The 26,571-nt window shown below is 71.9% G+C and carries 20 protein-coding genes; 18 read left to right on the forward strand and 2 right to left on the reverse strand.

Annotated features, from left to right (window positions below; all coding sequences use genetic code 11):
* From ACF073_RS12955 to ACF073_RS12995, 9 genes are all read left to right on the forward strand, one after another.
* A partial coding sequence (locus ACF073_RS12955) for a ribonuclease E/G (RefSeq protein ID WP_392069233.1) occupies window positions 1-3,591 on the forward strand: 3,591 nt, incomplete at its 5' end.
* 278 nt (window positions 3,592-3,869) lie between these two features.
* The gene (gene rplU / locus ACF073_RS12960; RefSeq protein WP_392069235.1) at window positions 3,870-4,190 is read left to right on the forward strand and encodes a 50S ribosomal protein L21; all 321 of its coding nucleotides are present in this window, start codon (window positions 3,870-3,872) and stop codon (window positions 4,188-4,190) included.
* A gap of 14 nt (window positions 4,191-4,204) precedes the next feature.
* Window positions 4,205-4,459 carry a 50S ribosomal protein L27 gene (gene rpmA, locus ACF073_RS12965; protein ID WP_020940020.1) on the forward strand — a complete coding sequence of 85 codons (255 nt, stop codon included), beginning with the start codon at window positions 4,205-4,207 and terminating at the stop codon, window positions 4,457-4,459.
* Window positions 4,460-4,580: 121 nt separating this feature from the next.
* Entirely contained in the window at window positions 4,581-6,029 is a 1,449-nt protein-coding gene (gene obgE / locus ACF073_RS12970; protein WP_392069237.1) for a GTPase ObgE, read from the forward strand.
* 197 nt (window positions 6,030-6,226) lie between these two features.
* Window positions 6,227-7,675 carry an FG-GAP-like repeat-containing protein gene (locus ACF073_RS12975; RefSeq protein WP_392069240.1) on the forward strand — a complete coding sequence of 483 codons (1,449 nt, stop codon included), beginning with the start codon at window positions 6,227-6,229 and terminating at the stop codon, window positions 7,673-7,675.
* Between the two features lie 344 nt (window positions 7,676-8,019).
* Window positions 8,020-9,567 (forward strand): alkaline phosphatase D family protein, encoded by a 1,548-nt coding sequence (locus tag ACF073_RS12980; RefSeq protein ID WP_392069242.1) that lies wholly within the window; start codon window positions 8,020-8,022, stop codon window positions 9,565-9,567.
* A 545-nt stretch (window positions 9,568-10,112) separates the two neighbouring features.
* Window positions 10,113-11,609: an SDR family NAD(P)-dependent oxidoreductase gene (locus tag ACF073_RS12985; RefSeq protein ID WP_392069244.1), complete on the forward strand. Its 1,497-nt coding sequence runs from the start codon at window positions 10,113-10,115 to the stop codon at window positions 11,607-11,609.
* A 182-nt stretch (window positions 11,610-11,791) separates the two neighbouring features.
* Window positions 11,792-13,972, forward strand: coding sequence for a hypothetical protein (locus ACF073_RS12990; protein WP_392069245.1), 2,181 nt, complete (start codon window positions 11,792-11,794; stop codon window positions 13,970-13,972).
* 233 nt (window positions 13,973-14,205) lie between these two features.
* Window positions 14,206-15,432, forward strand: coding sequence for a glycosyltransferase family 2 protein (locus ACF073_RS12995; protein WP_392069247.1), 1,227 nt, complete (start codon window positions 14,206-14,208; stop codon window positions 15,430-15,432).
* 64 nt (window positions 15,433-15,496) lie between these two features.
* On the opposite strand, the gene ACF073_RS13000 is transcribed toward ACF073_RS12995, so the two are convergent.
* Window positions 15,497-16,906 (reverse strand): polysaccharide pyruvyl transferase family protein, encoded by a 1,410-nt coding sequence (locus tag ACF073_RS13000; RefSeq protein ID WP_392069248.1) that lies wholly within the window; start codon window positions 16,904-16,906, stop codon window positions 15,497-15,499.
* Window positions 16,907-17,148: 242 nt separating this feature from the next.
* Between ACF073_RS13000 and proB the strand changes: the two genes are divergently transcribed.
* The 5 genes from proB (at window position 17,149) to ACF073_RS13025 (ending at window position 22,067) form a co-directional block, all read left to right on the forward strand.
* The gene (gene proB, locus ACF073_RS13005; protein ID WP_392069978.1) at window positions 17,149-18,255 is read left to right on the forward strand and encodes a glutamate 5-kinase; all 1,107 of its coding nucleotides are present in this window, start codon (window positions 17,149-17,151) and stop codon (window positions 18,253-18,255) included.
* 187 nt (window positions 18,256-18,442) lie between these two features.
* Complete coding sequence (locus ACF073_RS13010) at window positions 18,443-18,868, forward strand: hypothetical protein (RefSeq protein ID WP_392069250.1); 426 nt, start codon at window positions 18,443-18,445, stop codon at window positions 18,866-18,868.
* Window positions 18,869-18,940: 72 nt separating this feature from the next.
* Entirely contained in the window at window positions 18,941-20,227 is a 1,287-nt protein-coding gene (locus tag ACF073_RS13015) for a glutamate-5-semialdehyde dehydrogenase (RefSeq protein WP_392069252.1), read from the forward strand.
* Window positions 20,228-20,318: 91 nt separating this feature from the next.
* Window positions 20,319-20,909 (forward strand): hypothetical protein, encoded by a 591-nt coding sequence (locus ACF073_RS13020; protein WP_392069253.1) that lies wholly within the window; start codon window positions 20,319-20,321, stop codon window positions 20,907-20,909.
* An 87-nt stretch (window positions 20,910-20,996) separates the two neighbouring features.
* Entirely contained in the window at window positions 20,997-22,067 is a 1,071-nt protein-coding gene (locus tag ACF073_RS13025; protein WP_392069254.1) for a hypothetical protein, read from the forward strand.
* 169 nt (window positions 22,068-22,236) lie between these two features.
* Here ACF073_RS13025 and ACF073_RS13030 read toward each other — a convergent pair whose 3' ends face one another.
* Window positions 22,237-23,319, reverse strand: a complete 1,083-nt coding sequence (locus ACF073_RS13030) for a M48 family metallopeptidase (RefSeq protein WP_392069256.1) — start codon at window positions 23,317-23,319, stop codon at window positions 22,237-22,239.
* A 103-nt stretch (window positions 23,320-23,422) separates the two neighbouring features.
* Between ACF073_RS13030 and ACF073_RS13035 the strand changes: the two genes are divergently transcribed.
* The 4 genes from ACF073_RS13035 to ACF073_RS13050 all read left to right on the forward strand — a co-directional run bounded on the left by ACF073_RS13035 (window position 23,423) and on the right by ACF073_RS13050 (window position 26,454).
* Entirely contained in the window at window positions 23,423-23,587 is a 165-nt protein-coding gene (locus ACF073_RS13035; protein ID WP_392069258.1) for a hypothetical protein, read from the forward strand.
* 192 nt (window positions 23,588-23,779) lie between these two features.
* Window positions 23,780-23,941: a hypothetical protein gene (locus ACF073_RS13040; protein ID WP_392069259.1), complete on the forward strand. Its 162-nt coding sequence runs from the start codon at window positions 23,780-23,782 to the stop codon at window positions 23,939-23,941.
* 70 nt (window positions 23,942-24,011) lie between these two features.
* A complete protein-coding gene (gene nadD / locus ACF073_RS13045) occupies window positions 24,012-24,698 on the forward strand; it encodes a nicotinate-nucleotide adenylyltransferase (RefSeq protein ID WP_392069261.1) in 687 nt (228 codons plus the stop codon).
* A 16-nt stretch (window positions 24,699-24,714) separates the two neighbouring features.
* Window positions 24,715-26,454, forward strand: a complete 1,740-nt coding sequence (locus tag ACF073_RS13050; protein ID WP_392069263.1) for an LCP family protein — start codon at window positions 24,715-24,717, stop codon at window positions 26,452-26,454.
* The last annotated feature ends 117 nt before the right edge of the window (window positions 26,455-26,571 follow it).

Here is a 26,571-nt window from a genome sequence, read left to right on the forward strand (position 1 = left end):
CGTACGCGTCGTCGTGCCACGCGTCGGGTGTCGGCGCCCGCCGCCGCTGCCGAGGAGAGTGCCGAGGTGACGGCGGAGGAGGCCCCGGCTCCCGCCGCGGCCGTCGAGCCGTCCGTCGTGGAGGCCGCTGTGGTCGAGGAGGTGCCTGAGGTGGCTGCTGGTGAGGAGGCCGCTCCGCGTCGTACGCGTCGTCGTGCCACGCGTCGGGTGTCGGCGCCCGCCGCCGCTGCCGAGGAGAGTGCCGAGGTGACGGCGGAGGAGGCCCCGGCTCCCGCCGCGGCCGCCGAACCGGCCGCCGCCGAGGCGCCCCAGGCTCCCGCGCCGGCCGCCGAGGCAGCCGCGCCGCGCCGTGCCCGGCGTCGGGCCGTGCGGGCCGCGTCCGGGTTCTCCGCGCCCGCGCCGCACACCGGTGCGTCCGAGGCCGACGGCCCGCGCCGGCCGGCCCGCCCCGCCGTCGCCGTCTTCCAGGCGCCGGTCTTCGCCGAGCCCCGGTTCCAGACCCCGGAGCGCGCCGCCGCCCTGGCCGCCGCCGAGGCCGCCGGGACGGAGGAGCCCGAGGCACCCGAGGCGCCCGAGGAGACCGAGGAGTACACGCCGGAGCGCGCCGAGACCGGTGGCCGCCGCCGCAGGCGCCGCCGCGGTGCCGCCGAGGAGACCCGGCCCGCCGCCGAGGCCGAGGAGCCGGAGGAGGCCGAGCCGGAGTCCGCGGAAGACCTCGCCGACACCGACGGCGAGGACGGCGACGACACCGACGGCGCCGAGGACGGCTACGAGGAGTCCGGCTCGCGCCGCCGCCGTCGCCGCGGCGGACGCCGCCGCAGGCGCGGTGACGCCGCCGACGGCGAGTCCGGCGACGGCCTGGACGCCGAGGGCGGCGAGCTGGCCGCCGAGCAGGCGTCCCAGGACGCCGAGGACACCGCCGAGCAGGAGGAGGAGGACGCCGACGACGCTCGCGACGAGGCCGGTTCCTCCAGCAGCCGGCGCCGCCGGCGCCGCCGTCGCCGGGCCGGTGACTCCGGCGTCGACTCCGAGCCGTCCGCCGACGACCCGGAGCGCACGGTCGTCAAGGTCCGCGAGCCGCGCAAGCCCAGCGAGCCGTCCGACGAGGTGCAGTCCATCAAGGGCTCGACCCGTCTGGAGGCCAAGAAGCAGCGCCGCCGGGAAGGCCGTGAGCAGGGGCGCCGGCGCGTCCCGATCATCACCGAGGCCGAGTTCCTGGCCCGCCGCGAGGCCGTCGAGCGCGTGATGGTCGTCCGCCAGCACGGCGACCGCACCCAGATCGGCGTCCTTGAGGACGGCGTGCTCGTCGAGCACTACGTCAACAAGGAGCAGTCGACCTCGTACGTCGGCAACGTCTACCTGGGCAAGGTCCAGAACGTGCTGCCGTCGATGGAGGCCGCCTTCATCGACATCGGCAAGGGCCGCAACGCGGTGCTGTACGCCGGTGAGGTCAACTTCGAGGCGCTGGGCATGGCCAACGGCCCGCGCCGCATCGAGTCCGCGCTGAAGTCCGGCCAGTCCGTCCTCGTCCAGGTGACGAAGGACCCGATCGGTCACAAGGGCGCGCGTCTGACCAGCCAGGTCTCCCTCCCGGGCCGCTACCTCGTGTACGTCCCCGAGGGCTCGATGACCGGCATCAGCCGCAAGCTGCCCGACACCGAGCGGGCCCGGCTGAAGACCATCCTCAAGAAGATCGTCCCCGAGGACGCGGGCGTCATCGTGCGCACCGCCGCCGAGGGCGCCAGCGAGGACGAGCTGCGCCGTGACGTCGAACGGCTCCAGGCGCAGTGGGAGGAGATCCAGAAGAAGTCGAAGAACGGCAACGCCCCGACGCTGCTGTACGGCGAGCCGGACATGACCGTCCGGGTCGTCCGCGACATCTTCAACGAGGACTTCACCAAGGTCGTCGTCAGCGGCGACGACGCCTGGTCGACCATCCACGGCTATGTCTCGCACGTCGCCCCGGACCTCGCCGGCCGGCTGTCGCGGTGGACCTCCGAGGTCGACGTCTTCGCCACGTACCGCATCGACGAGCAGCTCGCGAAGGCGCTGGACCGCAAGGTCTGGCTGCCCAGCGGCGGTTCGCTGGTGATCGACCGGACCGAGGCGATGGTCGTCGTCGACGTCAACACCGGCAAGTTCACCGGCCAGGGCGGCAACCTGGAGGAGACGGTCACCAGGAACAACCTGGAGGCGGCCGAGGAGATCGTGCGCCAGCTGCGGCTGCGTGACCTCGGCGGCATCATCGTCATCGACTTCATCGACATGGTCCTGGAGTCCAACCGCGACCTGGTGCTGCGCCGCCTGCTGGAGTGCCTGGGCCGGGACCGTACGAAGCACCAGGTGGCCGAGGTGACCTCGCTGGGGCTCGTCCAGATGACCCGCAAGCGGGTCGGCCAGGGCCTGCTGGAGTCCTTCTCCGAGACCTGCGTCCACTGCAACGGCCGGGGTGTCATCGTGCACCTCGACCAGCCCGCGGCGAACGGTGGCGGCGGTGCCGGCGGCAAGCGCAAGAAGCGCGGCCGGGGCGCCGACGCGGCGGAGCACGTGCACGAGCACACGCACGAGACCGCCGCGGCCGTGGAGACCGAGACCGCCGAGGCCGAGGCGGAGTCCGTCTCCGAGGTGGCCGCCGAGGTCGCCGAGCCGATGGCCCTGCCGGCGCCCGAGTTCGCGCCGGACGAGGAGCTGTACAGCAGCGTCGCCGAGGCGGAGGCCGCGGCCGGCCGCGGCCGCTCGCGGCGCCGGGCGAGCCGCCGGGCGTCCGCTCCGGCGGGCGCTCCCAAGGGCGAGCGGGCTTCCCGGGCCGAGCGGTCCGAGAAGGCCGAGCGGTCCGCCGCGGTGACCGAGCAGGCGGTGCCGGCCGAGGCGCCGACCGCCCAGGACGTCACCGCCGAGGAAGCCGCGGCCCGTCCGGTGCGGCCGGAGCCGGCCGGCGAGGCGCTGGCCCAGCCCGCCGCCGCCGAGGACCAGGTGGTCCCGGCGCCGCAGGCCGAGGAGCCGGCCGCCGAGGAGGCCGCGCCCAAGGGCCGTACGCGCCGTCGGGCGACCCGGAAGGTGTCGGCTCCGGCCGGTTCCCCCGCGGGCGCCGAGGCGGCCGTGGTGACGGTGCCCGAGTCCGCGCCGGCCGCCGAGGCACCGGCCGAGCAGCCCGTCGCCGTCGCCGAAGCCCCGGCCCCGGCTGAGGAGCCGGCGGCGCCGGCCCGCCCGCGCCGCCGTGCGGTGCGCAAGGCCACCGCGCCGACCGCGTCCGAGGAGACGGCCGTCGTGGTCGTCCCGGCGGCGGAGGCCCCGGCGGCGGAGGCTCCCGTGGCCGAGGCCCCGGTGGCCGAGGCCCCGGTGGCCGAGGCCCCTGCGGCCGCGGAGACGGTGGCCGAGGAGGTCGCGCCGGCCAAGAAGACCGCCCGCAAGGCGGCGGCCAAGAAGGCTCCGGCGAAGAAGACCGCCGCCGCCAAGAAGACCGCGGCCAAGAAGACGGCCGCCAAGAAGACGACGGCCAAGAAGGCGGCCACCAAGACCGCCAAGACGGCCGCCGCGAAGTCGACGGCGAAGAAGACCACCACGGTCTCCACCGCCGGCGACGAGGGCTGACGCCCGCGGTGTGCGGCCGGTCCGGTCCTGCGGGACCGGACCGGCCGCACACCTGTGGGGCCCGTTCCACGTGACGGGCCGCACATCCCCAGGGCCCGGTTTGACCCTCTCGGTCCTGGACCCGTAACCTTGACCGTCGGCGTGTCCATCGAACACGCCACATCCCCGTAAACCTCTTCCTCCCGGGCACCCGGTTGGCCGGGAGAGGTCGTCTGTGTCATTGCTGGGCGGCTGGCCTGCGGGGGTGCCGGTTCTGAACGAGCGAAAGTGAGATCCGCGTGTACGCCATCGTGCGCAGCGGTGGTCGCCAGCACAAGGTTGCTGTCGGCGACATCGTTGAGGTTGACAAGATTTCCACCGCCAATGTTGGCGACACGGTCGAGCTCTCGACCCTGCTCGTTGTCGACGGCGACGCTGTGACCAGCGACCCGTGGGTGCTGGCCGGCATCAAGGTCCAGGCCGAGGTCGTGGACCACCACAAGGGCCAGAAGATCGACATTCTGCGCTACAAGAACAAGACCGGCTACCGTCGTCGGCAGGGCCACCGCCAGCAGTACACGGCGATCAAGGTCACGTCGATCCCCGCGGCTGCGAAGTAAGGGACTGAGGAGACATGGCACACAAGAAGGGCGCATCGTCCACCCGGAACGGTCGCGACTCCAATGCCCAGCGGCTCGGCGTGAAGCGCTTCGGCGGTCAGGTCGTCAACGCGGGTGAGATCCTCGTCCGCCAGCGCGGCACCCACTTCCACCCCGGCGCCGGCGTCGGCCGTGGCGGCGACGACACGCTGTTCGCGCTGCAGCCCGGTGCGGTGGAGTTCGGTACCCACCGTGGCCGCAAGGTCGTGAACATCGTTCCGGTTGCCTGAATCGACTGATTCAGCACCGAACGCTTTCGCGAGGCGGACCTCACTTCCCGATCGGGAAGGCGGGTCCGCCTTTCGCGTGTTGACATAGGTAATACCCGTGAGTTTCTGGAGGCACTGAACCATGACCACCTTCGTGGACCGCGTCGAACTGCATGTCGCCGCGGGTAACGGGGGCCACGGCTGTGCCTCCGTCCACCGTGAGAAGTTCAAGCCGCTCGGCGGCCCGGACGGCGGCAACGGCGGCCGTGGCGGCGACGTCATCCTGACCGTCGACCAGTCGGTCACGACGCTGCTCGACTACCACCACTCCCCGCACCGCAGCGCCACCAACGGCAAGCCCGGTGAGGGCGGCAACCGCTCCGGCAAGGACGGCGAGGACCTGGTCCTGACCGTGCCGGACGGCACGGTGGTGCTGGACAAGGCCGGCAACGTGCTCGCCGACCTAGTCGGCCACGGCACCTCGTACATCGCCGCGCAGGGCGGCCGGGGCGGCCTCGGCAACGCGGCGCTCGCGAGCGCCCGCCGCAAGGCGCCCGGCTTCGCGCTGCTGGGCGTGCCCGGTGACCTGCGGGACATCGTCCTGGAGCTGAAGACCGTCGCCGACGTGGCCCTCGTCGGCTACCCGAGCGCCGGCAAGTCCTCGCTGATCTCGGTGCTCAGCGCGGCCAAGCCGAAGATCGCCGACTACCCCTTCACCACGCTGGTCCCGAACCTGGGCGTGGTGACGGCGGGCTCCACCGTCTACACCATCGCCGACGTGCCCGGCCTGATCCCGGGTGCCAGCCAGGGCAAGGGCCTCGGCCTGGAGTTCCTGCGGCACGTGGAGCGGTGCAGCGTCCTGGTGCACGTGCTGGACACCGCGACGCTGGAGTCCGACCGCGACCCGGTCTCCGACCTCGACATCATCGAGGAGGAGCTGCGGCAGTACGGCGGTCTCGACAACCGGCCCCGGATCGTCGTCCTGAACAAGATCGACGTGCCGGACGGCAAGGACCTCGCCGAGATGGTCCGCCCCGACCTCGAGGCCCGCGGCTACCGCGTCTTCGAGGTGTCGGCCGTGGCCCACATCGGGCTGCGGGAGCTGTCCTTCGCCCTCGGCGACCTGGTCGGCAAGGCGCGCGCAGCGAAGCCGAAGGAGGAGGCGACCCGGATCGTCATCCGGCCCAAGGCCGTGGACGACGCGGGCTTCACCGTGGTCCGCGAGGACGTCGACGGCGAGCCGCTGTTCCGGGTGCGCGGCGAGAAGCCCGAGCGCTGGGTCCGCCAGACGGACTTCAACAACGACGAGGCCGTCGGCTACCTCGCCGACCGGCTCAACCGCCTCGGTGTCGAGGAGCGGCTGATGAAGGCGGGCGCCCGCTCGGGCGACGGCGTCGCCATCGGCCCCGAGGAGAACGCGGTCGTCTTCGACTGGGAGCCGACGGTCATGGCCGGCGCCGAGATGCTCGGCCGCCGCGGCGAGGACCACCGCTTCGAAGAGCCCCGGCCGGCGGCACAGCGCCGCAGGGACAAGCAGGCGGAGCGGGACGAGTCGCTGCGGGAGTACGACGACTTCGACCCGTTCGAGTAGGAACGCGCCGCGCCGGCGGGCGAGCAGCCGGCCCGCGGCGATCCGGCGAGGTGAACGCCGGGAAGAATGCCGGCGGCCGTGAGGGCAACCCCGGCCCGCCCTGGTGAGTCGAACCGTGCGGTACGAAGAGGATCTTGGTCCTCTTCGTACCGCATTTTTCTTTCTGTACCGCATTTTTCTCGCGACGGAGTAGGGACATGAACAGACGCGGAACAGCCTGGAGCGCCGGGCTCGCCGTCGCGCTCGCCGTGACCGGCGCGGTCGCGCTGCCCGCCGTACCGGCGTCGGCGGCCGGCACGAGCCGTGCCGCGAAGCCGCACGACGACTTCAACGGCGACGGGTACGCCGACCTCGCGGTCACGGCGCCCTCGGCGAGCGTGAGCGGCAAGAAGGGCGCCGGCTATGTCGCCGTCCTCTACGGTTCGGCGAGCGGGCTGAAGACCTCGACCAAGCAGGTCTTCAGCCAGAACAGCGCCGGGGTGCCGGGCAGCGCGGAGGCCGGCGACCGGTTCGGCAGCGCCGTCGCCACCGCCGACCTCGACCGGGACGGCTATGCCGACCTGATCGTCGGAGCGGGCGGCGAGGACACCACGGCCGGCACCGACGCCGAGTCGGTGGTGGTGCTCTGGGGCGGGAAGAAGGGACTGGCCGGCGGGGCGTCCCTGGCCGACGGGCTCGGCGAGGGGGGACACCTCACGGTCGGGGACGTGAACGGGGACGGCGCGGCGGATCTCGTCACCGTTGTGAGCGCGCACGATCTGCGGGTGCGGAACGGGCCGTTCACCCGGACCGGCTCCGCGCACGGCACGCAGGTGGTCAAGGACGACTTCGACAGCCGGTATCTCGACCTGACCAGCGGCGACTTCGACGGGGACGGCATCACCGATGTCGCCGCGGTGGCGAACGACGGCGACGAGTGGGACGCCCGCCGCGTCCTGTTCTGGACGGGCACGCCCGCGGGGCTCACGCCGTACAAGGTGGTCCGCGGCAAAGAGGCGGGCAGCCGGCTCGAAGGCGGCGAGCACCTCGCCGCCGGCGATGTGAACCGGGACGGCCGTGCCGACCTCGTGGTGGGCCGGGCCGTCGAAGGCGCCGACAGCGATGTGGACACCCCGCTCGCCAAGGGCGGCCGGATCGCCTGGATCCCGGGCACGGCGAACGGGCCCGACGGGACCAGGGCGGTGCTGGTCAACCTGGACACCGCCGGGGTGCCGGGCACGGCCAAGCGGGGCTCGGGCTTCGGCTCCGCCGTCTCGGTGGCCGACATCGACGGCGATCGCTACGCGGACATCGCGGTCGGTACGCCCGGTGTCCCCGGCGGCGGACAGGTGATCGTCCTGCGCGGCACCGCCAAGGGCCCGACGGGCACCGGCGCGAAGGCGCTCGGCCAGGACACCGCGGGCGTGCCCGGCGTCGGCGAGCAGGGCGACGCGTTCGGCTCGGCCGTCCGCCTGGTGGACGGCAACCGGGACGGGCGGGCCGATCTGGCCGTCGGCGCCCCGGGGGAGAACGCCGGGGCCGGTTCGGTGTGGGTGCTGCGCGGCACCGCGTCCGGGGTCACCGCGAGCGGCTCGTTCACCTTCGCGAGCGGCACGCTCGGCACGGTGGCCGCGGGCGGCCGGCTGGGGTCGGGCTTCGGTTCCTGAGTCGGGCGGCCGGTCCGGGCCGGGCCCGGGTTCCTGAGCGGGCGGCGGTCCGGGCCGGGCCCGGGTTCCTGAGCGGGCGGCCGGCTGGGGGCCGCCCCCGGCTTCCGGGGCCGCCCCCGGCTTCCGGGCCGGTTTCCTGACGTAGGCGGTGGGACGGATTCCGACCTACCGTCAGACCCGTTGCGGCGCGAGGGTGTTCCTGTGCCGCGGCGGGTCTTCTGTTGTCTGCCCATTTGTCATGCTCGCGATGGGCGCGGTTCAGCAGGCGGACCGTCCGGCCGTGGGAACTTCCGAATGGCCGAACAGATCAGTCCAAGTGGCCACTGTGGCAAGGGAGTCTGCGCATGACCGCACCATCGCCCGACCGCCGCCGCTTTCTGACCGCCGGTGCCGCCGTCCTCTCGGCCGCGGCGACCGCCCAACTGTGGCTGCCCGGCACCGCCCGCGCCGCCGACACCCCGCTGCCCGACGGGGTGTTCACCCTCGGTATCGCCTCCGGCGATCCGCTTCCCGACGGCATCGTGCTGTGGACCAGACTCGCGCCCGACCCGCTGAACGGTGGCGGTATGCCCGACGCGGTCTTCCCGGTGGAGTGGGAGATCGCCGAGGACGAGCGGTTCCGCCGTACCGCCCGCCGGGGCACCGCGGCGGCCCGCCCCGAACTCGGCCACAGCGTCCATGTGGACGTCCGCGGTCTGCGCCCGGACCGCCCGTACTGGTACCGCTTCCGGGCCGGCGGCCAGCTCTCGCCCGCCGGCCGCACCCGCACCGCGCCCGCCGCGCACCAGCGGGGCGGTTCGCTGCGCGTCGCCCTCGCCTCCTGCCAGAACTGGCAGCACGGCTATTTCACGCCGTACGCCGACATGCTCGCCCAGGACCCCGACTTCGTGCTCTTCGTCGGCGACTACATCTACGAGTCCTCGCCCTCGGCGACGGCCGTGCGGCGGCACGAGGGCAAGGGCGAGCCGTACACCCTCACGCAGTACCGCAACCGGTACGCGCAGTACCGCACCGACCCCGACCTCGCCGCGATACACGCCAGCACCCCCTGGGTGGTCACCTTCGACGACCACGAGGTGGACAACGACTTCGCCGGGGAGATCCCGCAGGACCCCGACAAGCAGTCGCACGACGCCTTCGTGGCCCGGCTGACCGCCGCCTACCAGGCGTACTACGAGCACATGCCGGTACGTGCCGCCGCCGTCCCGAACGGCCCGCACATCCAGATGTACCGCCGTCTGGAGTTCGGCCGGCTGGCCCGGCTCAACGTCCTCGACACCCGGCAGTACCGCAGCGACCAGGCCACCACGCAGGAGGGCGCCCAGTCGCCCGCGCAGACCATGCTCGGCGCCGAGCAGAGGCGGTGGCTGCTGGACGGCCTCGAGGACTCCCCGGCCCGCTGGAACCTCATCGCCTCGCAGATCATGATGGCCGAGACCGACCTGCTGCCCGGCGAAGGCAAGCTCTGGTACTACGACGCCTGGGACGGCTACCAGGTCGAACGCAACGCCCTGCTGGAGGACTTCGCCGACATCCGCAACCCGGTCGTGCTCAGCGGCGACCGGCACCTGACGATGATCAGCGACCTCAGGACGGACTACGCCGACCCGGACTCCGACGTGGTCGGCGCCGAGTTCGTGGGTACCTCCATCTCCAGCAGCGGCGACCAGGACCAGGACGCCTTCCACCGGCAGTGGGACCCGCTGATGGCGGACAACCCGCACTGGAAGCTGATCGACGCCCACCGCGGCTACCACCTGTTCGACATCCGCCGCGACGGCATCGACGCACGGGTCCGGGTCGTCGACACCGTGCTGAAGCAGCAGGCCACGGCCTCCACCCTGGCCCGGCTGCGGGTGGAGTCCGACGAGCCGGGCGTGCGGCTCGTGTGACACCCGGGTGAGCCTGGGGCCCAGCTGGGTCCCAGGCTTTTCGCTGTCCGCACCCGGCGGACCCGCCGGAAATTGCGCCGCGGCCGGCCCCGGGCACCGCGATTCGGTCACTCACCGATTCGGTCACCCACCCTGACCGAGACCGAAATGCTGCGGAATCTTGATGGGAATTCCATGGCAATGGACTCCCGGGCGAGCTGTATTTCCGTCTTGTCCGGGAGTGGCACCGTGCCGCATATGAGGAACGCGTGCACTCCCGTGACCGGGGATGTGAAGACCCCGCGCGCTCCGCCGGGCCTTGGGGCCCGGTGATCCGGCACCGCCGCCCGAAGCCGCCGCTGGCCGCCGGAACCGGCTCCCGGGCACTTGTGGAGTTACTCACAGCAAATTCACGGGGGTTCACACCGGCCGCCGCCAATCACCAGGAGTGCCAGGTGAATGACAGGTTGCGCGCACATATGCAGCGGAGGTCACTCACCTTGCACTGCGGTAACCGGAAGTGGGACCATTTCACGGTTCCCTGTCGCCCCAAGGTAGGTCAGCCTGTGTCCCAGCACATAGCCAAGCCCCGTACCACCGCAGTGATCCTGGCCGGTGGCACCGGTCAGCGGGTGGGTCTGTCGATCCCCAAGCAGCTGCTGAAGATCGCCGGCAAGGCCGTCATCGAGCACACCCTGACCACCTTCGAGGACGCCGACTCGATCGACGACGTCATCGTGCTGATGGCCCCGGGCTATGTACCGGACATCGAGAAGATCGTCGCCAAGGCGGGCTTCACCAAGGTGAAGAAGATCATCGAGGGCGGCTCGACCCGGAACGAGACCACCGAGCGCGCCATCTCCGCGCTGGGCGAGGGCCTGGCCGAGGGCGAGGACCGCAACGTCCTCTTCCACGACGCCGTACGCCCGCTGCTCTCGCGGCGCGTCATCGACGACTGCGTGGCCGCCCTCGAGCGCTACCAGGCCGTGGACGTCGCCATCCCGTCCGCCGACACCATCATCGTCACGCGCACGCACGGCGAGGACGGCGAGTTCATCACCGAGATCCCGGACCGCTCCCGGCTGCGCCGCGGCCAGACCCCGCAGGCCTTCAAGCTGTCCACGATCCGCCGTGCCTACGAGGTCGCCGCAGGCGACCCCAACTTCCAGGCCACGGACGACTGCTCGGTGGTCCTCAAGTACCTGCCGGACGTGCCGATCCACGTCGTCGCGGGTGACGAGTACAACATGAAGGTCACCCAGCCGGTCGACGTCTTCATCGCCGACAAGCTGTTCCAGCTCGCCTCCACCGCCGCGCCCGAGCAGAAGGACGAGGACGCCTACCGCGAGCTGCTCACCGGCAAGACCGTCGTCATCTTCGGCGGCTCCTACGGCATCGGCAAGGACATCGCCGAACTCGCCGGGTCCTACGGCGCGAACGTCTACGCCCTGGGCCGCTCCACCACCGGCACCCATGTGGAGAACCCGGAGGAGGTCGACGACGCGCTGTCCAAGGCGTACGCCGAGACCGGCCGGATCGACTACGTCGTCAACACCGCCGGCGTGCTGCGCATCGGCAAGCTCGCGGAGACCGACAACGCCACCATCGAGGAGGCGCTGAAGGTCAACTACCTGGCCCCGGTGCAGATCGCCCGTTCCTCGTACAAGTACCTGTCCGAGACCAAGGGCCAGCTGCTGCTGTACACCTCCAGCAGCTACACCCGCGGCCGCGCCGAGTACTCCCTGTACTCCTCCACCAAGGCCGCCATGGTGAACCTCACCCAGGCGCTGTCCGACGAGTGGGCCGGCGACGGCATCCGCGTCAACTGCGTCAACCCCGAGCGCACCGCCACCCCGATGCGCACCAAGGCCTTCGGCCAGGAGCCGGCGGGCAGCCTGCTCTCCTCCGAGGCCGTGGCCCGCACCTCCCTGGACGTGCTGCTGTCGGAGCTGACCGGGCACGTCATCGACGTCCGCCAGCAGGACCCGACCGCGGGCGCCGCCCAGGCCTCCGGCTTCGAGCAGGCGCTGGCCACGGTGCTGGACCGTCAGGACGGCGTGTAATAATTGCGGGTAAATAGCTTTTAGGAATTCAGGCCTCTGCGGGCGTCCATTCACCGGGCGTTCGCAGGGGCCTGAATCCGTACACCGCGCCTGTCCGCGAATCCTGTGAAACGCCGGTACATCCGGCATCGCAGCCATTACCGAACAAAACCGGCACTCCCCCTCCCAGAGCAGGTTTCTCCGTGATATCCACCGCTATTCGCGTCGCCCGGGTGGGCAGCGCGGCCGAGCTGGCCGCGGCGGCCCTCGTGATGCTGGGCTTCCCGGCGCTCATGCTGGCCGCGCTCGTCCCGAGCGTTCCCGCCTTCGCGGCCCTGGCCGCCGTGACGTACCTGGCGGACCACTATCTGCACCGCAAGGGCAGCTACCTGATCAACCGCCTCAGCAAGGTCCGGGCGGGTCTGTCGATCCGCTTCCTGATCCGGCAGCTGCTGCTGATCCTCCTGCTGGCCCGCCTGGACCTCTCGGACGACCTGATCTTCTACGGCGCGGTCGCCTGCTTCATCGCCTTCTACGGCCTCCAGGCCCCGCACGGCGCTCTGGTCACGCTCATCCGCAACCGCCGCCGGATGCCGGTCGCCACCCGCAACATCGACCTGAAGTCCCGCATCCGCATCCCGGACGCCCCGCCGCGCCGGCTGCTGCACCGCTCCGCCGAGAAGATGCTGCACCTCGACCTGTTCGCGGTCGTCGGCATCCTGATCTCCACCGAGGCGGACTCCGCCGCCGCCGGCTTCACCGGCATCGGCCTCACCTTCGGCCTCGGCTGCCTGTACGTCCTGTTCCTGATGCCGTACGTGCGCGGCCGGAAGATCCCGCCGCGGGCGGACGCCGTCCTCGCCGCCGTCGACGACTGGCTGGCCGGCTACAAGCCGGAGACGGTCCTGTACTTCTCCGGCTCCAGGGACTCCGCCTACCAGGTCAACATGTGGCTGGAGACGATGGAGCAGCTGGACACCCGGCCGCTGATCATCCTCCGCGAGCGCGCCATCCTGAACAACCTCGCGCCCACCACGGTCCCCGTCATCTGCGTGCCCGGAGGGGTGCACCTGATGAACCTGGACCTGTCGACCGTGCGCGTCGCCCTGTACGCGGCCAACGTCGGCAAGAACATCCACCTGCTGCGCGTGCCCACCATGAAGCACGTCTTCATCGGCCACGGCGACAGCGACAAGCTGGCCAGCGTCAACCCGTACAGCAAGGTGTACGACGAGGTGTGGACCGCCGGCCGGGCCGGCCGCGACCGCTACGCCATCGCCGATGTCGGCGTCCGCGACGACGACATCGTGGAGGTCGGCCGCCCGCAGCTCGCCCCCATCCAGACCTGGCACGGCGTGCCCGAGGGCCCCCGCGGCGCCGCCGCCGACGGCCGCTGCCCGACCGTCCTGTACGCGCCCACCTGGGAGGGCTGGGACGGCAACCCCGGCAACACCTCCATCGTGCTCGCCGGCGAGAACATCGTGCAGCGGCTGATCACGGCCGACCCGCCGGTCCGCGTCCTGTACAAGCCGCACCCGTTCACCGGCACCGTCAGCAAGGACGCCAAGGCCGCCCACCAGCGCATCGCCGCCCTGGTCGAGAAGTCGGCGGCCGAGCGCGCCGCCGACCCGCGCTTCGCCGCCGACAGCGCCGCCCTGGACCGGGCCAAGGCCGAGCTGACCCGGATCGAGGCCCGGCTCGCCGAACTGTCCGGCACCGGCGGCAGCCGGGGCGACGAGGCCGAGGCCACCCGCGACGGCATGGTCGACGTGCGGCGGCACGAGGAGATCGCCCGGCTGCGCACCGAGTGGAACGACGCCTACTGGCGCTCCTTCCCGTCGTACGAGCACCGGGTCATCTCGGGCGCCCAGCCGCGCCTGTACGACTGCTTCAACGTCTCCGACGCGATGGTCTCCGACATCTCCTCCGTGGTCTCCGACTTCATCGCGAGCGGCAAGCCGTACGCCGTCACCGACTCCGCCGAGGTGGGTGTCGAGGAGTTCAAGCGGCACAACACGGCGGTGCGCGCCGCGGTCATCCTGTCCAACAGCGCGGCCGAGCTGGGCGGCCTGCTGGACGCCGTGCGCGACCCGTCGGCCGACCCGCTCGCGCACGAGCGCACGGAGCTGAAGCAGTACCTGCTCGGCCCGGCCGAGCCGAAGTCGATCGACCAGTTCAACGCCGCGGTCGCCGACCTGGCCCGCAAGGCCGACGCCCGCAACGTCGGCCAGGAGACCCGGCTGGGCGCGGCGAACGCCGACCCCGCCGAGGCGGCCGAGCTGGCCACCGAGCTGACCACCGCGCTGCCCGGCCAGCGCGCCGCCACGGACGGCGAGACGGACGGCGAGACGGCCGGCGAGACGGACGGCGTGACCGCGGGCTGACCCGCCCCGCGCGATCACCTGGCCCCCGAGGAGCACTCCTCGGGGGCATCGTCTTGCCTCCCTCTCACCAGCGGTGAGCGGCTCTTACCGGGCACGCGTACTGTCTGTGAGGGACCTGTCTGTGATGTGTGCCACGCCTCACCCGTCCGGAGGCAACCGCTTCCCCTGAAGGTCCGTCTAACAAATTGCGATTGAGGCGACAAGGGGGAAATTTTCCGTGACAAGGGGGAAGAGTGACCGTCGTGCCGCAGCCTGATGTCAGTCTGATCATCGGGGCGTACGAAGCGATGCCGTACCTGGTCGAATGCCTCGCATCCGTCGAGGCGCAGACCATCGACCCGGCACGCGTGGAGGTCATCGCGGTCGACGACGGTTCGACGGACGGCACGGGGGAGTGCCTGGAGGAGTTCGCGGCGCGCGCTCCCATGTCGGTCACCGTCATCCGGCAGGAGAACTCCGGCGGCCCCAGCGGGCCCCGCAATGTCGGTCTCGGCAAGGCGGCCGGACGTTTCGTCTTCTTCCTCGACGCCGACGACCGGCTCGGCCCCGAGGCGCTCGAGCGCATGGTGGCCATGGCCGACAAGAACGGCACGGACGTCGTCCTCGGCCGCGTCGAGGGCGTCAACCGCAGCGCGCCGAAGTCCATGTGGGGCAAGTCGCTCGACCGGGCCGACATCTACACCTCGAACATCAAGTTCACGCTCAGCGCCCAGAAGCTGTTCCGCCGGGCCCTGCTCGACCAGCACGGCATGCGCTTCGACGAGTCGCTGTTCACCGGCGAGGACGCGCTGTTCACGCTGGAGGCGTACCTGCGCGCGGACGGTGTCTCCGTGGTCGCCGACTACACCTGCTACTACCTGGTCGGCCGCGACGACGGCAAGCAGGTCACCAAGTCCGGCGGCTACACCCTGCGCTTCGACTCCGCACGCGCCCTGATGAAGCTCATCACCGACATGGTCCCGGCCGGCGACAAGCGTGACCTGCTCATGGTCCGGCCGTTCCTGATCACGCTGCTGCCGCAGTTCGGGCCCAAGTTCCTCACCGACAGCGAAGAGGTCCGCCGGCACAAGTTCGAGCTGGCCAAGCCGCTGATGGACGCCCACTGGACGCCCGGGGTGGCCCGCCGGCTCAAGGTGCACGAGCGGCTGCGGCTGCATCTGGTCGCCATGCAGCGCGCCGACCTGCTGCTGGACGTCGTGAAGTTCGTCAAGGCGAAGAAGCAGGCGGCGGCCGTGCTGGAGAAGCGCGGTACGCGTCTGTACCTGGTGTACCCGCACTTCCGGTCCCGGACCGCCGGTGTCCCCGACGAGATCTACCTCGCCGATGCCCGCGAGGCCCGCGCCTTCGAGGGGTACCGCGAGGCGGTGGCCAACTCCGTCCCGCGCCGTGCGCTGCGCAAGATCCGCCGGATACTGCGCCGGCTGCTGCCGGGCAAGGGCTTCGGAGCGGCGGCGGCCTGACCGGACCGCCCCTGGACGGGAGGGGCCCCGGGCACACCGGCCCGGGGCCCCTCCCGCCGGCGTCCTACTGCCTGCCCGACTGCAGCGCGCGCCGCAGGGGCCGGCCCACCACGCGCCGCGCGCGGCGGTAGACGGAGGCGGCGGGGGCCGGTATCGCCGCCGCTGCCTTCTGCTTCATCTTCTGCGCCTTCGCCAGCTCCCGCCGCAACTGGGCGTTGTCCTGGGCCAGTTCGGTCACCTGGGTGTGCAGCCAGCCGAACCGGCTGGTCAGTGAGTCGAGATCGGTGTCGTTCCACGGCCGGACGCCCGGCGGGAACGCGAGCGAGCGCATGCTCTGCTCGAAGGCCGCGCCGCCGTCGCCGTGCGTGAAGGTGTTCCGCAGCCCGTTCCGGTCCAGGAACCCCGTGAACCGGTCGAAGCGCTCCGCGTGGCCCCCGACCAGCCCGCTCAGGTCCGCCTGCTCGTACAGCCGGACCGGATCCGCCGCCTCCGGGTCCTTGGCGACCTGGTCAAGCCGCCGGTGCGGGATCTCGAAGTACCGGCACAGCTCCAGCGTGCGCGAGTCCCCGCACAGCACCGTCGCGGGCGTGCCCGCGAGCAGTGCCGCGATGTTGCCGTGGATGCGGGAGCCGAAGGAGAAGTCGAAGGACCGCAGATCCTCGATCCAGGTGACCGGGTCGATGTACACCCGCACCTTGCCCTCCCGGTACATCGGGTGGTCCGGGTGGGTCGGGATCGCCCGTACCCGGGCGTTCGGGTCGCTGAGGTCGCGCCAGTGCAGCTGCCGCGCGTCGCTGATGTTCTGCCCGACGAAGCACAGGTTCGGGTAGCGGGCGTGGGCCTGGGTGATGATCCGGTCGAGGCCCTGCTTCTGCACCGCGCTGTGCGAGGCGTTCACCGCGATCCGCGACTGCGCGGTCAGCTCGGGCACCCGCTTGCGCACGTCGAGCTCGCGGCCGTGCAGGAAGAGCGACGGGCAGCCGATGACCTCGACGTCGCTAAAGCCCATGTCCCGCAGATACCGCTCGGTGAACTCGCCGCGCACCCCGATCGAGGCGCTGCGCTCCAGCACCGCGGCGCAGAACTCGCGCACGGTCTGCTCCATCGGCTTCAGCCGCGCCGGGTCGTACCCGAGGCCGGTCTGCGCGCCGACGCCCAGCACCACCACGGGGATCCGCAGTTTGCCGATCAGCCGGGTCAGCCGCTTCAGCCGGCCCTCGAACGAGGGACGGAAGGCGTTGGCGAGCGGCACGACGAACGCGTCGTACTCCGCGTTGATCCGGGCCGCGGCGGACAGATCCGTACCGATGCCGTTGGAGACCACCTCGGTCTCCGGCGTCTGGAGGATCTTGTGCGCGGCATCGCTGAAGATCAGGTTGCCGGAGTTGGTGGCGATGACGTCCCGGTGAAGGGCCTCCTCCAGGGAGACCACGTCGTACGGGCTCTTGCCCGACCGCAGCAGAATGCGCTTCACAGGACGAACGGGGCGAACGGTATGTGACACAAAGTTCAACTTATGTTGGAACAGTATTTAATTTCTACGGGCAACCAACACAACCTTTTTGCCGTACGCGAACGGTGAGCAAACGATTACGCCGCGCCTGTCCGGGGGATGGACCGGTGCGCACCGGCCGATCCGCTTCGCGTAGATTGCCGGTCAGCAGTCGGACAGCGCGCGAGGGGACGGAACGCACCGTGGCAAGGGCAAGGCAGGCCGTGGGCGAGGCCCGCAGGATCGTCGTCAAGGTGGGCTCCTCCTCCCTGACCACCGCCGCGGGCGGCCTGGACGCCGACCGCGTCGACGCGCTCGTCGACGTCCTCGCGGGGCTCCGCAGCGGCGGCGAGAAGGAGATCGTCCTCGTCTCCTCCGGTGCCATCGCCGCCGGCCTCGCCCCGCTCGGCCTGCGCCGCCGCCCCAGGGACCTCGCCCGCCAGCAGGCCGCGGCCAGCGTCGGCCAGGGCCTGCTCGTCGCCCGCTACACCGCCTCCTTCGCCCGCTACCGCGTCCGCGTCGGCCAGGTCCTGCTCACCAGCGACGACATGAGCCGCCGCGTCCACCACCGCAACGCCTCCCGCACCCTCGACAAGCTGCTCGCCATGGGTGCCTTCCCCGTCGTCAACGAGAACGACACCGTCGCCACCGACGAGATCCGCTTCGGCGACAACGACCGCCTCGCCGCCCTCGTCGCCCACCTCGTCCACGCCGACCTGCTGGTCCTCCTCTCCGACATCGACGGCGTCTACGACGGCGACCCCAGCAAGCCGGGCACCTCGCGGATAGCGCAGGTGAAGGGACCGGAGGACCTCGCCGGTGTCGAGATCGGCAGCGCGGGCAAGGCGGGCGTCGGCACCGGCGGCATGGTCACCAAGGTGGAGGCCGCCCGTATCGCCGCGGCGGCGGGCATCCCCGTGGTGCTGACCAGCGCCGTCCACGCGGCGGAGGCCCTGGCGGGCGGCGACACCGGCACCTACTTCCACCCCACGGGCAAGCGCTCCGCCGACCGCCTGCTGTGGCTCCAGCACGCCTCCACCCCGCAGGGCGCCCTGACCCTGGACGACGGGGCCGTGGACGCCGTCGTGAAGGGGCGCAAGTCGCTGCTGCCCGCCGGAATCGCCGCCGTGGAGGGCGAGTTCAGCGCCGGCGACCCCGTCGAGCTGCGGGACGCGGCGGGCCGCGCGGTGGCCCGGGGGCTCGTCAACTTCGACGCCAAGGAGATCCCCCGGCTGATCGGGCGTTCGACCCACGAGCTGGCACGCGAGCTGGGCCCCGGGTACGAACGCGAGGTCGTACACAGGGACGACCTGGTGCTCCTGCACGCGTGACGCTCGCAAAACCGCTCGTAAACCAGGACGTACGGAACGCCTCCGGTGGGGGACGTTCCGTAAAACCCCCACGCCGAGCCCTGCGGCCTGCTCAACTTTGTCTCGGGACATGTTTGACGGGACACATTCCGTCAAGGGGCCATGCGAGCCATATGAGCCATGCCAGCCATGCGTGAAGGAGGCCGTCGTGAGACGAGCGCGCCCTGGGGCGGCGTCCCGCGGTGCTCTGACGAGCGTCGCGGCCGGGGACACCTATGAGGAGCCCAAGGACCTGCCCAGGCTGTGGCACGTCACCCTCAGCGTCTCCGGGGAGAAGGTCCCCCTGCCCGAGCTGCGGCGGGCCCTCGAACAGCTCGCCCACGACCATCCCTTCCTGCTGACCAGCAGATACGCGACCGACCACGCCGAGATCCGGTACTGGGAGGAAGCCCGCGACCTGCACGACGCCGCCGCGGTGGCGCTGCGCCTGTGGGGTGAGCACCGGCAGAGCGCCGGCCTGCCGCCCTGGGAGATCGTCGGCCTGGAGGTCATCGACCGCGAGACCTACCACCAGCGCATCGCCGAGGGCTACGGCCCGGCACCCGCGACGCCGGTGGGGGTCCATCCCTTCTGAGCCTTCCTGAGACCTTGTCTCGGGGGGTGGGATGAGCGGTGAGGGCCCCGCACCGCGCACTACCCTTCCCTCATGACCACGCTCTCGCCGTACGACTCGATGTCCCCGGTCACCCAGGCCGCCTACCGGGCCAAGGCCGCCGCCGCCGACCTCGCGCCGCTGCCGCGCGCCGCGAAGGACGACGCGCTGCTCGCCATCGCCGACGCCCTGGAGGTCCGGACCGTCGAGATCGTCGAGGCCAACGCCAAGGACGTGGCCAAGGCGCGGGAGAACGGCACCAGCGAGGCCATCGTCGACCGGCTCACCCTCACCCCCGAGCGGGTCCGCGCCATCGCCTCCGACGTCCGCGACGTCGCGAAGCTGCCCGACCCGGTCGGCGAGGTCGTCCGCGGCTCCACCCTCCCCAACGGCATCGACCTGCGCCAGGTCCGCGTCCCGCTCGGCGTCGTCGGCATCATCTACGAGGCCCGCCCGAACGTCACCGTCGACGCCGCCGCCCTCTGCCTGAAGTCCGGCAACGCCGTCCTGCTGCGCGGCTCGGCCTCCGCCTACGCGTCGAACGCCGCCCTCGTCCGGGTCATCCGGGACGCCGTCGGCGGCGCGGGGCTGCCCGCCGACGCCGTCCAGCTGGTGCCCGGCGAGAGCCGCGAGTCCGTCCGCGAGCTGATGCGCGCCCGCGGCCTGGTCGACGTCCTCATCCCGCGCGGCGGCGCCTCCCTGATCCGGACGGTGGTCAACGAGTCCACGGTCCCCGTGATCGAGACCGGCACCGGCAACTGCCATGTCTACGTCGACGCCCACGCCGACATCGACATGGCCGTCGAGATCCTGATCAACTCCAAGGCCCAGCGGGTCAGCGTCTGCAACTCCGCCGAGACCCTCCTCGTCCACCAGGACATCGCCCGCGAGTTCCTGCCGCGCGCCCTGGACGCCCTCGCCGAGGCCGGCGTCACCGTCCACGCCGACGAGCGGGTCATGGCCTACGCCAAGAACACCGAGGCCACCGTGGTCGAGGCGACCGCCGAGGACTGGGAGACCGAGTACCTCTCCCACGACATCGCCGCCGCCGTCGTCGACTCCCTCGGCAAGGCCGTCGAGCACATCCGGCTGTGGACCTCCGGCCACACCGAGGCCATCGTCACCACCTCCCAGCAAGCCGCCCGCCGCTTCACCCAGCTGGTCGACTCCACCACCGTCGCCGTGAACGCCTCCACCCGCTTCACGGACGGCGGCCAGTTCGGCTTCGGCGCCGAGATCGGCATCTCCACCCAGAAGCTGCACGCCCGCGGCCCCATGGGCCTGCCGGAGCTGACCAGCACGAAGTACATCGTCACCGGCGACGGGCACGTACGCCGCTGAGGTTCACCCGTTCGGCCCAGTGCCCGGTCTCGGGCACCGCGGCCTGAAGACGTCTCACCAGGCAGACGAATTTCCATACCGTCTGCCCAAATTGACCCCCCAGGTCTACTCTGGATCCGTGCCGGAGGACGTGGGGGGCACGCCGTTCCCTGACGGCTGGGAGCCCGACGACGACCACGACCACGGGGTGCCGGACGAAGAGTTCGCCTCCGTGGTCTTCGACGAGGCCTTCGTACAGGCGGCCACGGTCCATGAGCCGACCGCCGTCGAACGCCTCCTGGCGGCCGCGCAGGCCAGAGCCGAGGCATCCGAGGCGGAAGCCCGCCGCGCCCGCTCCCGGGGCGAGCGCTACGACGACGGCTACGGCCCCGAGGGCACCGCATTCGGCCAAGATCGCGACGACGACCTGGACGACACCTACGTCCTCGGCGACGGCGCCCTCGGCCCCTACGGCAAGCAGGTCCGCTGGCACCGGCCCGTGGCCTGGGTGCTCGCCGTCGTGATGGGCATCGGCATGGTCGCCCTCGCCTTCGCCGCCGTCTACCGGGGCAGCTCCGCCGGCACCCGCGACCGGGTGCCCGCCCCCGCCTCGACCGGTCTCGGACAGGGCAGCGCGTCCGCTCCCGCCGCCTCCGCCGACCAGCCCCGCCCCGCCGTCTCGGCCGTGCCGCCCGCTCCCTGAGCGCCCCGCCGGACGTGGTGAGAACCTGTCAGAACTTGTCGCACAGCAGGGCGTTTACCCGAGGCCCCCGAGACCTACTCTGAAAGTATGGGCGGGCCTGGAGACCCACCGGAGGGGACACCCGAGGGCGGCCCCGGCGGTGCTGAGGACGAATACCGATCCGTCGTCTTCGACGAGTCGTTCGTCCGCGCTGCCCGCCTCCAGGAGTTCTCCGCCGCGGAACGGATGGCCGACCACGCCCCCGCCGTGCGCCGCCGCCCGCACCTGCACCGCGGGCTCACCCGGCAGGCCCTGGTCCTCGTCGTGCTGATCGCCATGGCCTTCGGCACCGCGATCTACCTGGGCATCCGTCACCCCTACGGCTCCCCGCAGGGCCGGCGGGCCGTGGAGGCCCTGCGGATGACGGTCATCCCGCTGGCCCCCCAGGGCAGGGTGCCGGGCGCCGCCGACGCCGAGCGCCTGTACGCGCACAGTCCCGCCGCCCCCTTCGAGGCCGGCGCCGAGGGCATACCCCTGCCCGCCGCGCGCGGCACCGCCCATTTCTCCGACAGCCAGGTGGTGACCGCCCTCACCACCGTCAAGGACTACATCGTCCGCTCCTCGCTCTACCCCGAGGTGCTCACCGGCCGAGAGGTGCGCCCCGCCCGGGCCCTGATCGACCCGGACCAGCTCGACCAGTTCGACCAGAGCTTCGACCACCCGGCGGCGGACGGCCGGCACGCGCCCACGGGCTGGGTGGTCCGCATCGACCCCGCCCGCGCCCGGCTTGCCGACGACCGGATCCGCGTCTCCGGCAGCCTGCACGCCGCCGAGGCGGATCCGGCGACGCTGGAGGTCACCGCCGACCACACCTTCGTCTACGCCCTGCGCGCCATCGGCGCCGCCTCCGCCGCCCCCGCCTCGCTCTTCACGGTCCGCCGCGAGCTGACCTTCCACCTGGACCACGACGACCTGCGCACCCGCCAGGTCCAGCTGGTCACGTCCTACGTCCAGGCCGGCCCCCTGGCCTGCGCCGAGGACTCCTCGGCCTACCTCCGCCCCCTGCTGGCCGGCCAGACGGCCAGGTCGGGCGGCCCCGCGGGCACCAACCCCTACGAGACGGACGGCGTCACGCCGCTGTGCGGCACCCTGGCACGCGAGGCTCAGCCGAAGGTGTGAGCGCCCGGCACCGACGGGCCGCCGTGGCGCCCCTGGGAGCCCGGGCCGCCGCGGGGCCCCGGAGCCCCGCCACAGCCTGCGGAGCCCTCCTGCCGGCCCCAGGGGAGCCCACGGCGGCCTGCCGCCCCCGGAGGGCCTCCCCGGAGGCCCCCCGGCGCCGGTGCGGGGCCTACTCCTCGTCCGGGCCCGGGGTGTCGTCCTTGCCCGCCGACGGGCTCCTGAAGCCGTCGAAGCCGCGCCGGACCCGGCCGCCCAGGTCGCCGGCGCCGCCCGCGAGGTCGGATACCAGCTTCATCAGCGGGTCCTTGGAGGTCTTCACATCGCTCGCGTAGCTGGCCGCCGACTCGCGGAAGGAGTCGCTGACCGAGGTGTCCTTGTCCGCGCCGCGCCGCGGGTAGTGGCCGTCCATGATCCGCTGGTAGTCCCGGGACTCGGCCCACTTCTTCAGCTCGGCCGCGCGCACGGTGGTGAACGGGTGCGTGCGGGGCAGCACGTTCAGGATCTTCAGCACGGAGTCGCGCAGATCGCCCCCGGACTCGTACTCCTCGGCCTGCTCCAGGAACGCGTCCACGTTCATCTCGTGCAGGTGGTTGCCGCCCGCGATCTTCATCAGACCCCGCATCGAGGCCTGGATGTCCTGGCCCACCAGCAGGCCGGCCCGGTCCGCCGACAGCTCCGACTTGCGGAACCACTCCCGCAGCGCCGTGACGATCGCCATGACCGCCAGATTGCCCAGCGGGATCCAGGCGACCCGCAGCGCGAGACTCGTCAGGAAGAGCAGGATCGTGCGGTACACCGAGTGGCCGGAGAGCGCGTGGCCCACCTCGTGCCCGACGACCGCCCGCATCTCCTCCTCGTCGAGCAGCTCCACCAGCCCGGTGCTGACCACGATGATCGGCTCGTCCAGGCCGATGCACATCGCGGTCGGCTGCGGATCCTGCGTGACGTACATCGGCGGGACCTTCTCCAGGTCCAGGATGTAGCAGGCGTCCAGCAGCATGTCGTGCAGGTGCGCGAACTGCCGGTCGGAGACGCGGACCGAGTCGGACAGGAACAGCAGCCTCAGGCTCCGCTCCGGCAGCAGCCCGCTGAGCGCCTTGAAGACGGTGTCGAACCCGCTCAGCTTGCGCAGCGCGACCAGGGCCGAGCGGTCGGCCGGGTGCTCGTACGCGCGCGAGGAGATCTCCGGGAAGCGCCTGCGCTGCCTGCTCGGCACGCGCTCGTGCCCCGTGTGCTGGTGGCCGTCGGACATGTCTTCCCCCAAGTGCGTATGTGTGTCCACTGTGCCCCCGAGGCGGGGCCCAGCCTAGGCGGAGATACCGTGGACGGGCAGTACACCCGAAGGAGTCCATGCCATGGAGCACCACCCCGCAGCCGCGTGGCTGTCCGAGGCCACCACCAGTGCCGTCCAGCAGCACGGGGCGGGAAACCTGCTCCGCGTCGTCCTGATCGTGATGGTCCTCGGGTGTGTCCTGACCGCCTGGTTCCTGCTGCGCGGCTACAAGCAGAAGGACGACTGACGCGCGGCGGAAGTTCCCCGCGGCGCGGCGCCGGACGATCACCCGCGGCCGGCCCGCCGCGACCCTCCGCCCCGGGGCCGCACCGCCCGCCCGCCGTCCCCGACGGCGGAGTCGGCGTGATCGCCGCGGGGTCCCCCGCTTACGATGAGCCGACATCTTTATTCCGCCCACACGCGATAGGTCCTGCCGAAGATGAGCCTCCACAGCGCAGCAGCCCAGTTGGTCACCCTTGCCGCCGAGGGCGAGCACGGCGGAAACCACAACAGCCTGAACCCGGCCGTCACCGGCGGCGGCGCCCTGCTCATCCTGCTCCTGCTGCTGTGGATCACCACGCGCTTCAACCGCGACCGCTGAACCGCGTTCGCCGAGCAGGGACCCCGTCCCCGGACGGACGTCCGAAGCCGGGCCGGTAGGGTCTGCACGCATGGGAGAGCAGGACATGCCTACCGGTCCGGCGTACGAGACGGCCGACGACACGGTGAAGCACCCGCAGCACGGCCCGGCCGACGGCCCCGCCCGCACGGGCAAACGGCGGCTGGGCGTCATGGGCGGAACCTTCGACCCGATCCACCACGGGCACCTCGTGGCGGCCAGCGAGGTCGTCGCGCAGTTCCACCTGGACGAGGTGGTGTTCGTCCCCACCGGCCAGCCGTGGCAGAAGTCCCACCGCAAGGTCTCCCCGGCCGAGGACCGCTATCTGATGACGGTCATCGCGACCGCCGAGAACCCGCAGTTCTCCGTCAGCCGCATCGACATCGACCGCGGCGGCCCCACCTACACCGTGGACACCCTGCGCGACCTGCGCGCCCTCAACCCTGACACCGATCTCTTCTTCATCACCGGCGCCGACGCCCTCGCCCAGTTGCTGACCTGGCGCGACTCCGAGGAGCTCTTCTCCCTCGCGCACTTCATCGGCGTCACCCGCCCCGGCCACAACCTGACCGACCCGGGCCTGCCGGAAGGCGGTGTCTCGCTCGTCGAGGTGCCGGCGCTCGCCATCTCCTCCACCGACTGCCGTGCGAGAGTCGCCAAGGGAGACCCCATCTGGTACATGGTGCCGGACGGAGTCGTGCGCTACATCGACAAGCGCGAGCTGTACCGCGGCGAGTGAGCCGAGAGGGGCACCGGTGAACGACCGATACGACGCGGGGTACGGAGACGGCCCGTACGAACTCGTCGGCTACGACGAGTACGGCCGGCCCATGTACCGGCAGGTCCCGGCACAGCAGTCCTCCCAGGGGCAGCAGAGCCCGGCACAGCAGGCTCCGCAGTCCCAGCAGGCGACCTACGACCCGTACGCCCAGCAGCAGGGCTACGGCTACGACCCCTACGCCACCGGCGGGCAGGCCCCGGCGTCCTCGTACGGCTCCGTCCAGCAGCCGTCCGCCTACGACCCCTACGGTTCCCAGGCCCCGTACGACCCGTACGCCACCCCCCAGGACGCCTCCGGCCACGACCCCTACGGGCAGGCGGCGAGCAGCGGGCAGCAGCCCCGGGTCGCCGAGCAGACCGCCTACATCCCGCAGCAGTCGGGCCCCGCGGAGGAGGCACCCGGCCCGGAGGGGACCGGGCCCGAGCCGGACGACCGGGACCACGGCACGGAGCAGTTCGCCTTCGTCGAGGAGCCGGACGGCGACTCCGAGGACGTCATCGACTGGCTGAAGTTCACCGAGAACCGCACCGAGCGCCGCGAGGAGGCCCGCCGCCGCGCCCGCAGCCGGATCATCGCCCTCGTCGTCGTCCTCGCCCTCGTCGCGGCCGGCGGTGTCGGCTACCTGTGGTTCGCCGGAAAGCTGCCCGGCCTGTCCTCCTCGGACGCCGGGACGGGCACCGGCACGCCGGCCGCCGCCCAGAAGCGCGACGTGCTCGTCGTCCACCTGCACAACACCGCCAAGGGCGGCACCTCCACGGCGCTGCTGGTCGACAACACCACCACCAAGCGGGGCACCACGGTCCTGCTGCCCAACTCGCTGGCGCTGAGCGGCGACGACGGCTCCGCCACGACCCTCGCCAAGTCCGTGGACGCGGACGGCACCTCCGGCACCCGCGACCAGCTCGACACGGTCCTCGGCACCGACATCCAGGGCACCTGGCGGCTCGACACCCCCTACCTGCAGAACCTCGTCGAACTCGTCGGCAACATCGAGATCGACACCGACACCGACGTGCCCGACCCGGACTCCGCGAAGAAGGGCGCGGCGCCGCTGGTCCACAAGGGCCGGGGCCAGACCCTCAGCGGCAAGATGGCCGTCGCCTACGCCACCTACCGCGCCGCGGGCGAGTCCCAGAACGCCCAGCTGGAGCGGTTCGGGCAGGTGATGCAGGGCGTGCTGCGCAAGCTGTCCTCCGACGCGCCGTCCGCCACCACCACCGTGCAGACCCTCGCGCAGATCCTGGACCCGCCGCTCACCGACAAGGACCTCGGCGCCTTCCTCGCCAAGCTCGCCGAGCTGGCCAAGAGTGGCAGCTACAAGACCGCCCTGCTGCCCGTGCAGGCCGACGGCACGCTGAGCGCGCGGACCAGCGACAGCGTGGTGAAGGACATCCTCGGCGGCACCGCCAAGAGCCCCGCGGCGGGCTCGGCGGTCCGGGTCTCCGTCCAGAACGCCACCGGCGTGAAGGGCGACACCGACAAGGCCCGGGTGGTGCTGCTGAACGGCGGCTTCACCTTCCTGGAGGGCGGCAGCGCGGCCGGCACCGAGGCCACCTCGAAGGTGATCTACGCGGACGCCGCCGGCAAGGCGGACGCCGCCGAGGTCGCCAAGACCCTCGGCCTGCCCGCCGGCTCCGTGACCAAGGGCAGCGTCTCCTCCGGCGCCGACGTCTCGGTGGTCCTCGGCAGCGACTACCGGCCGCCCTCGTCCTGACCTCGCGCCGCCCCCGCCGGGAGCGGCGCGAGGAGGGCCACCCCACGTGCAGCCGTAATCACGTGGGGTGCGCCGGGCGGTCCGTGAGACCCTTGATGGCAAAAGACCGCCGACGGA

Source organism: Streptomyces sp. NPDC015171 (genome assembly GCF_043079545.1).
GTDB lineage: Bacteria > Actinomycetota > Actinomycetes > Streptomycetales > Streptomycetaceae > Streptomyces.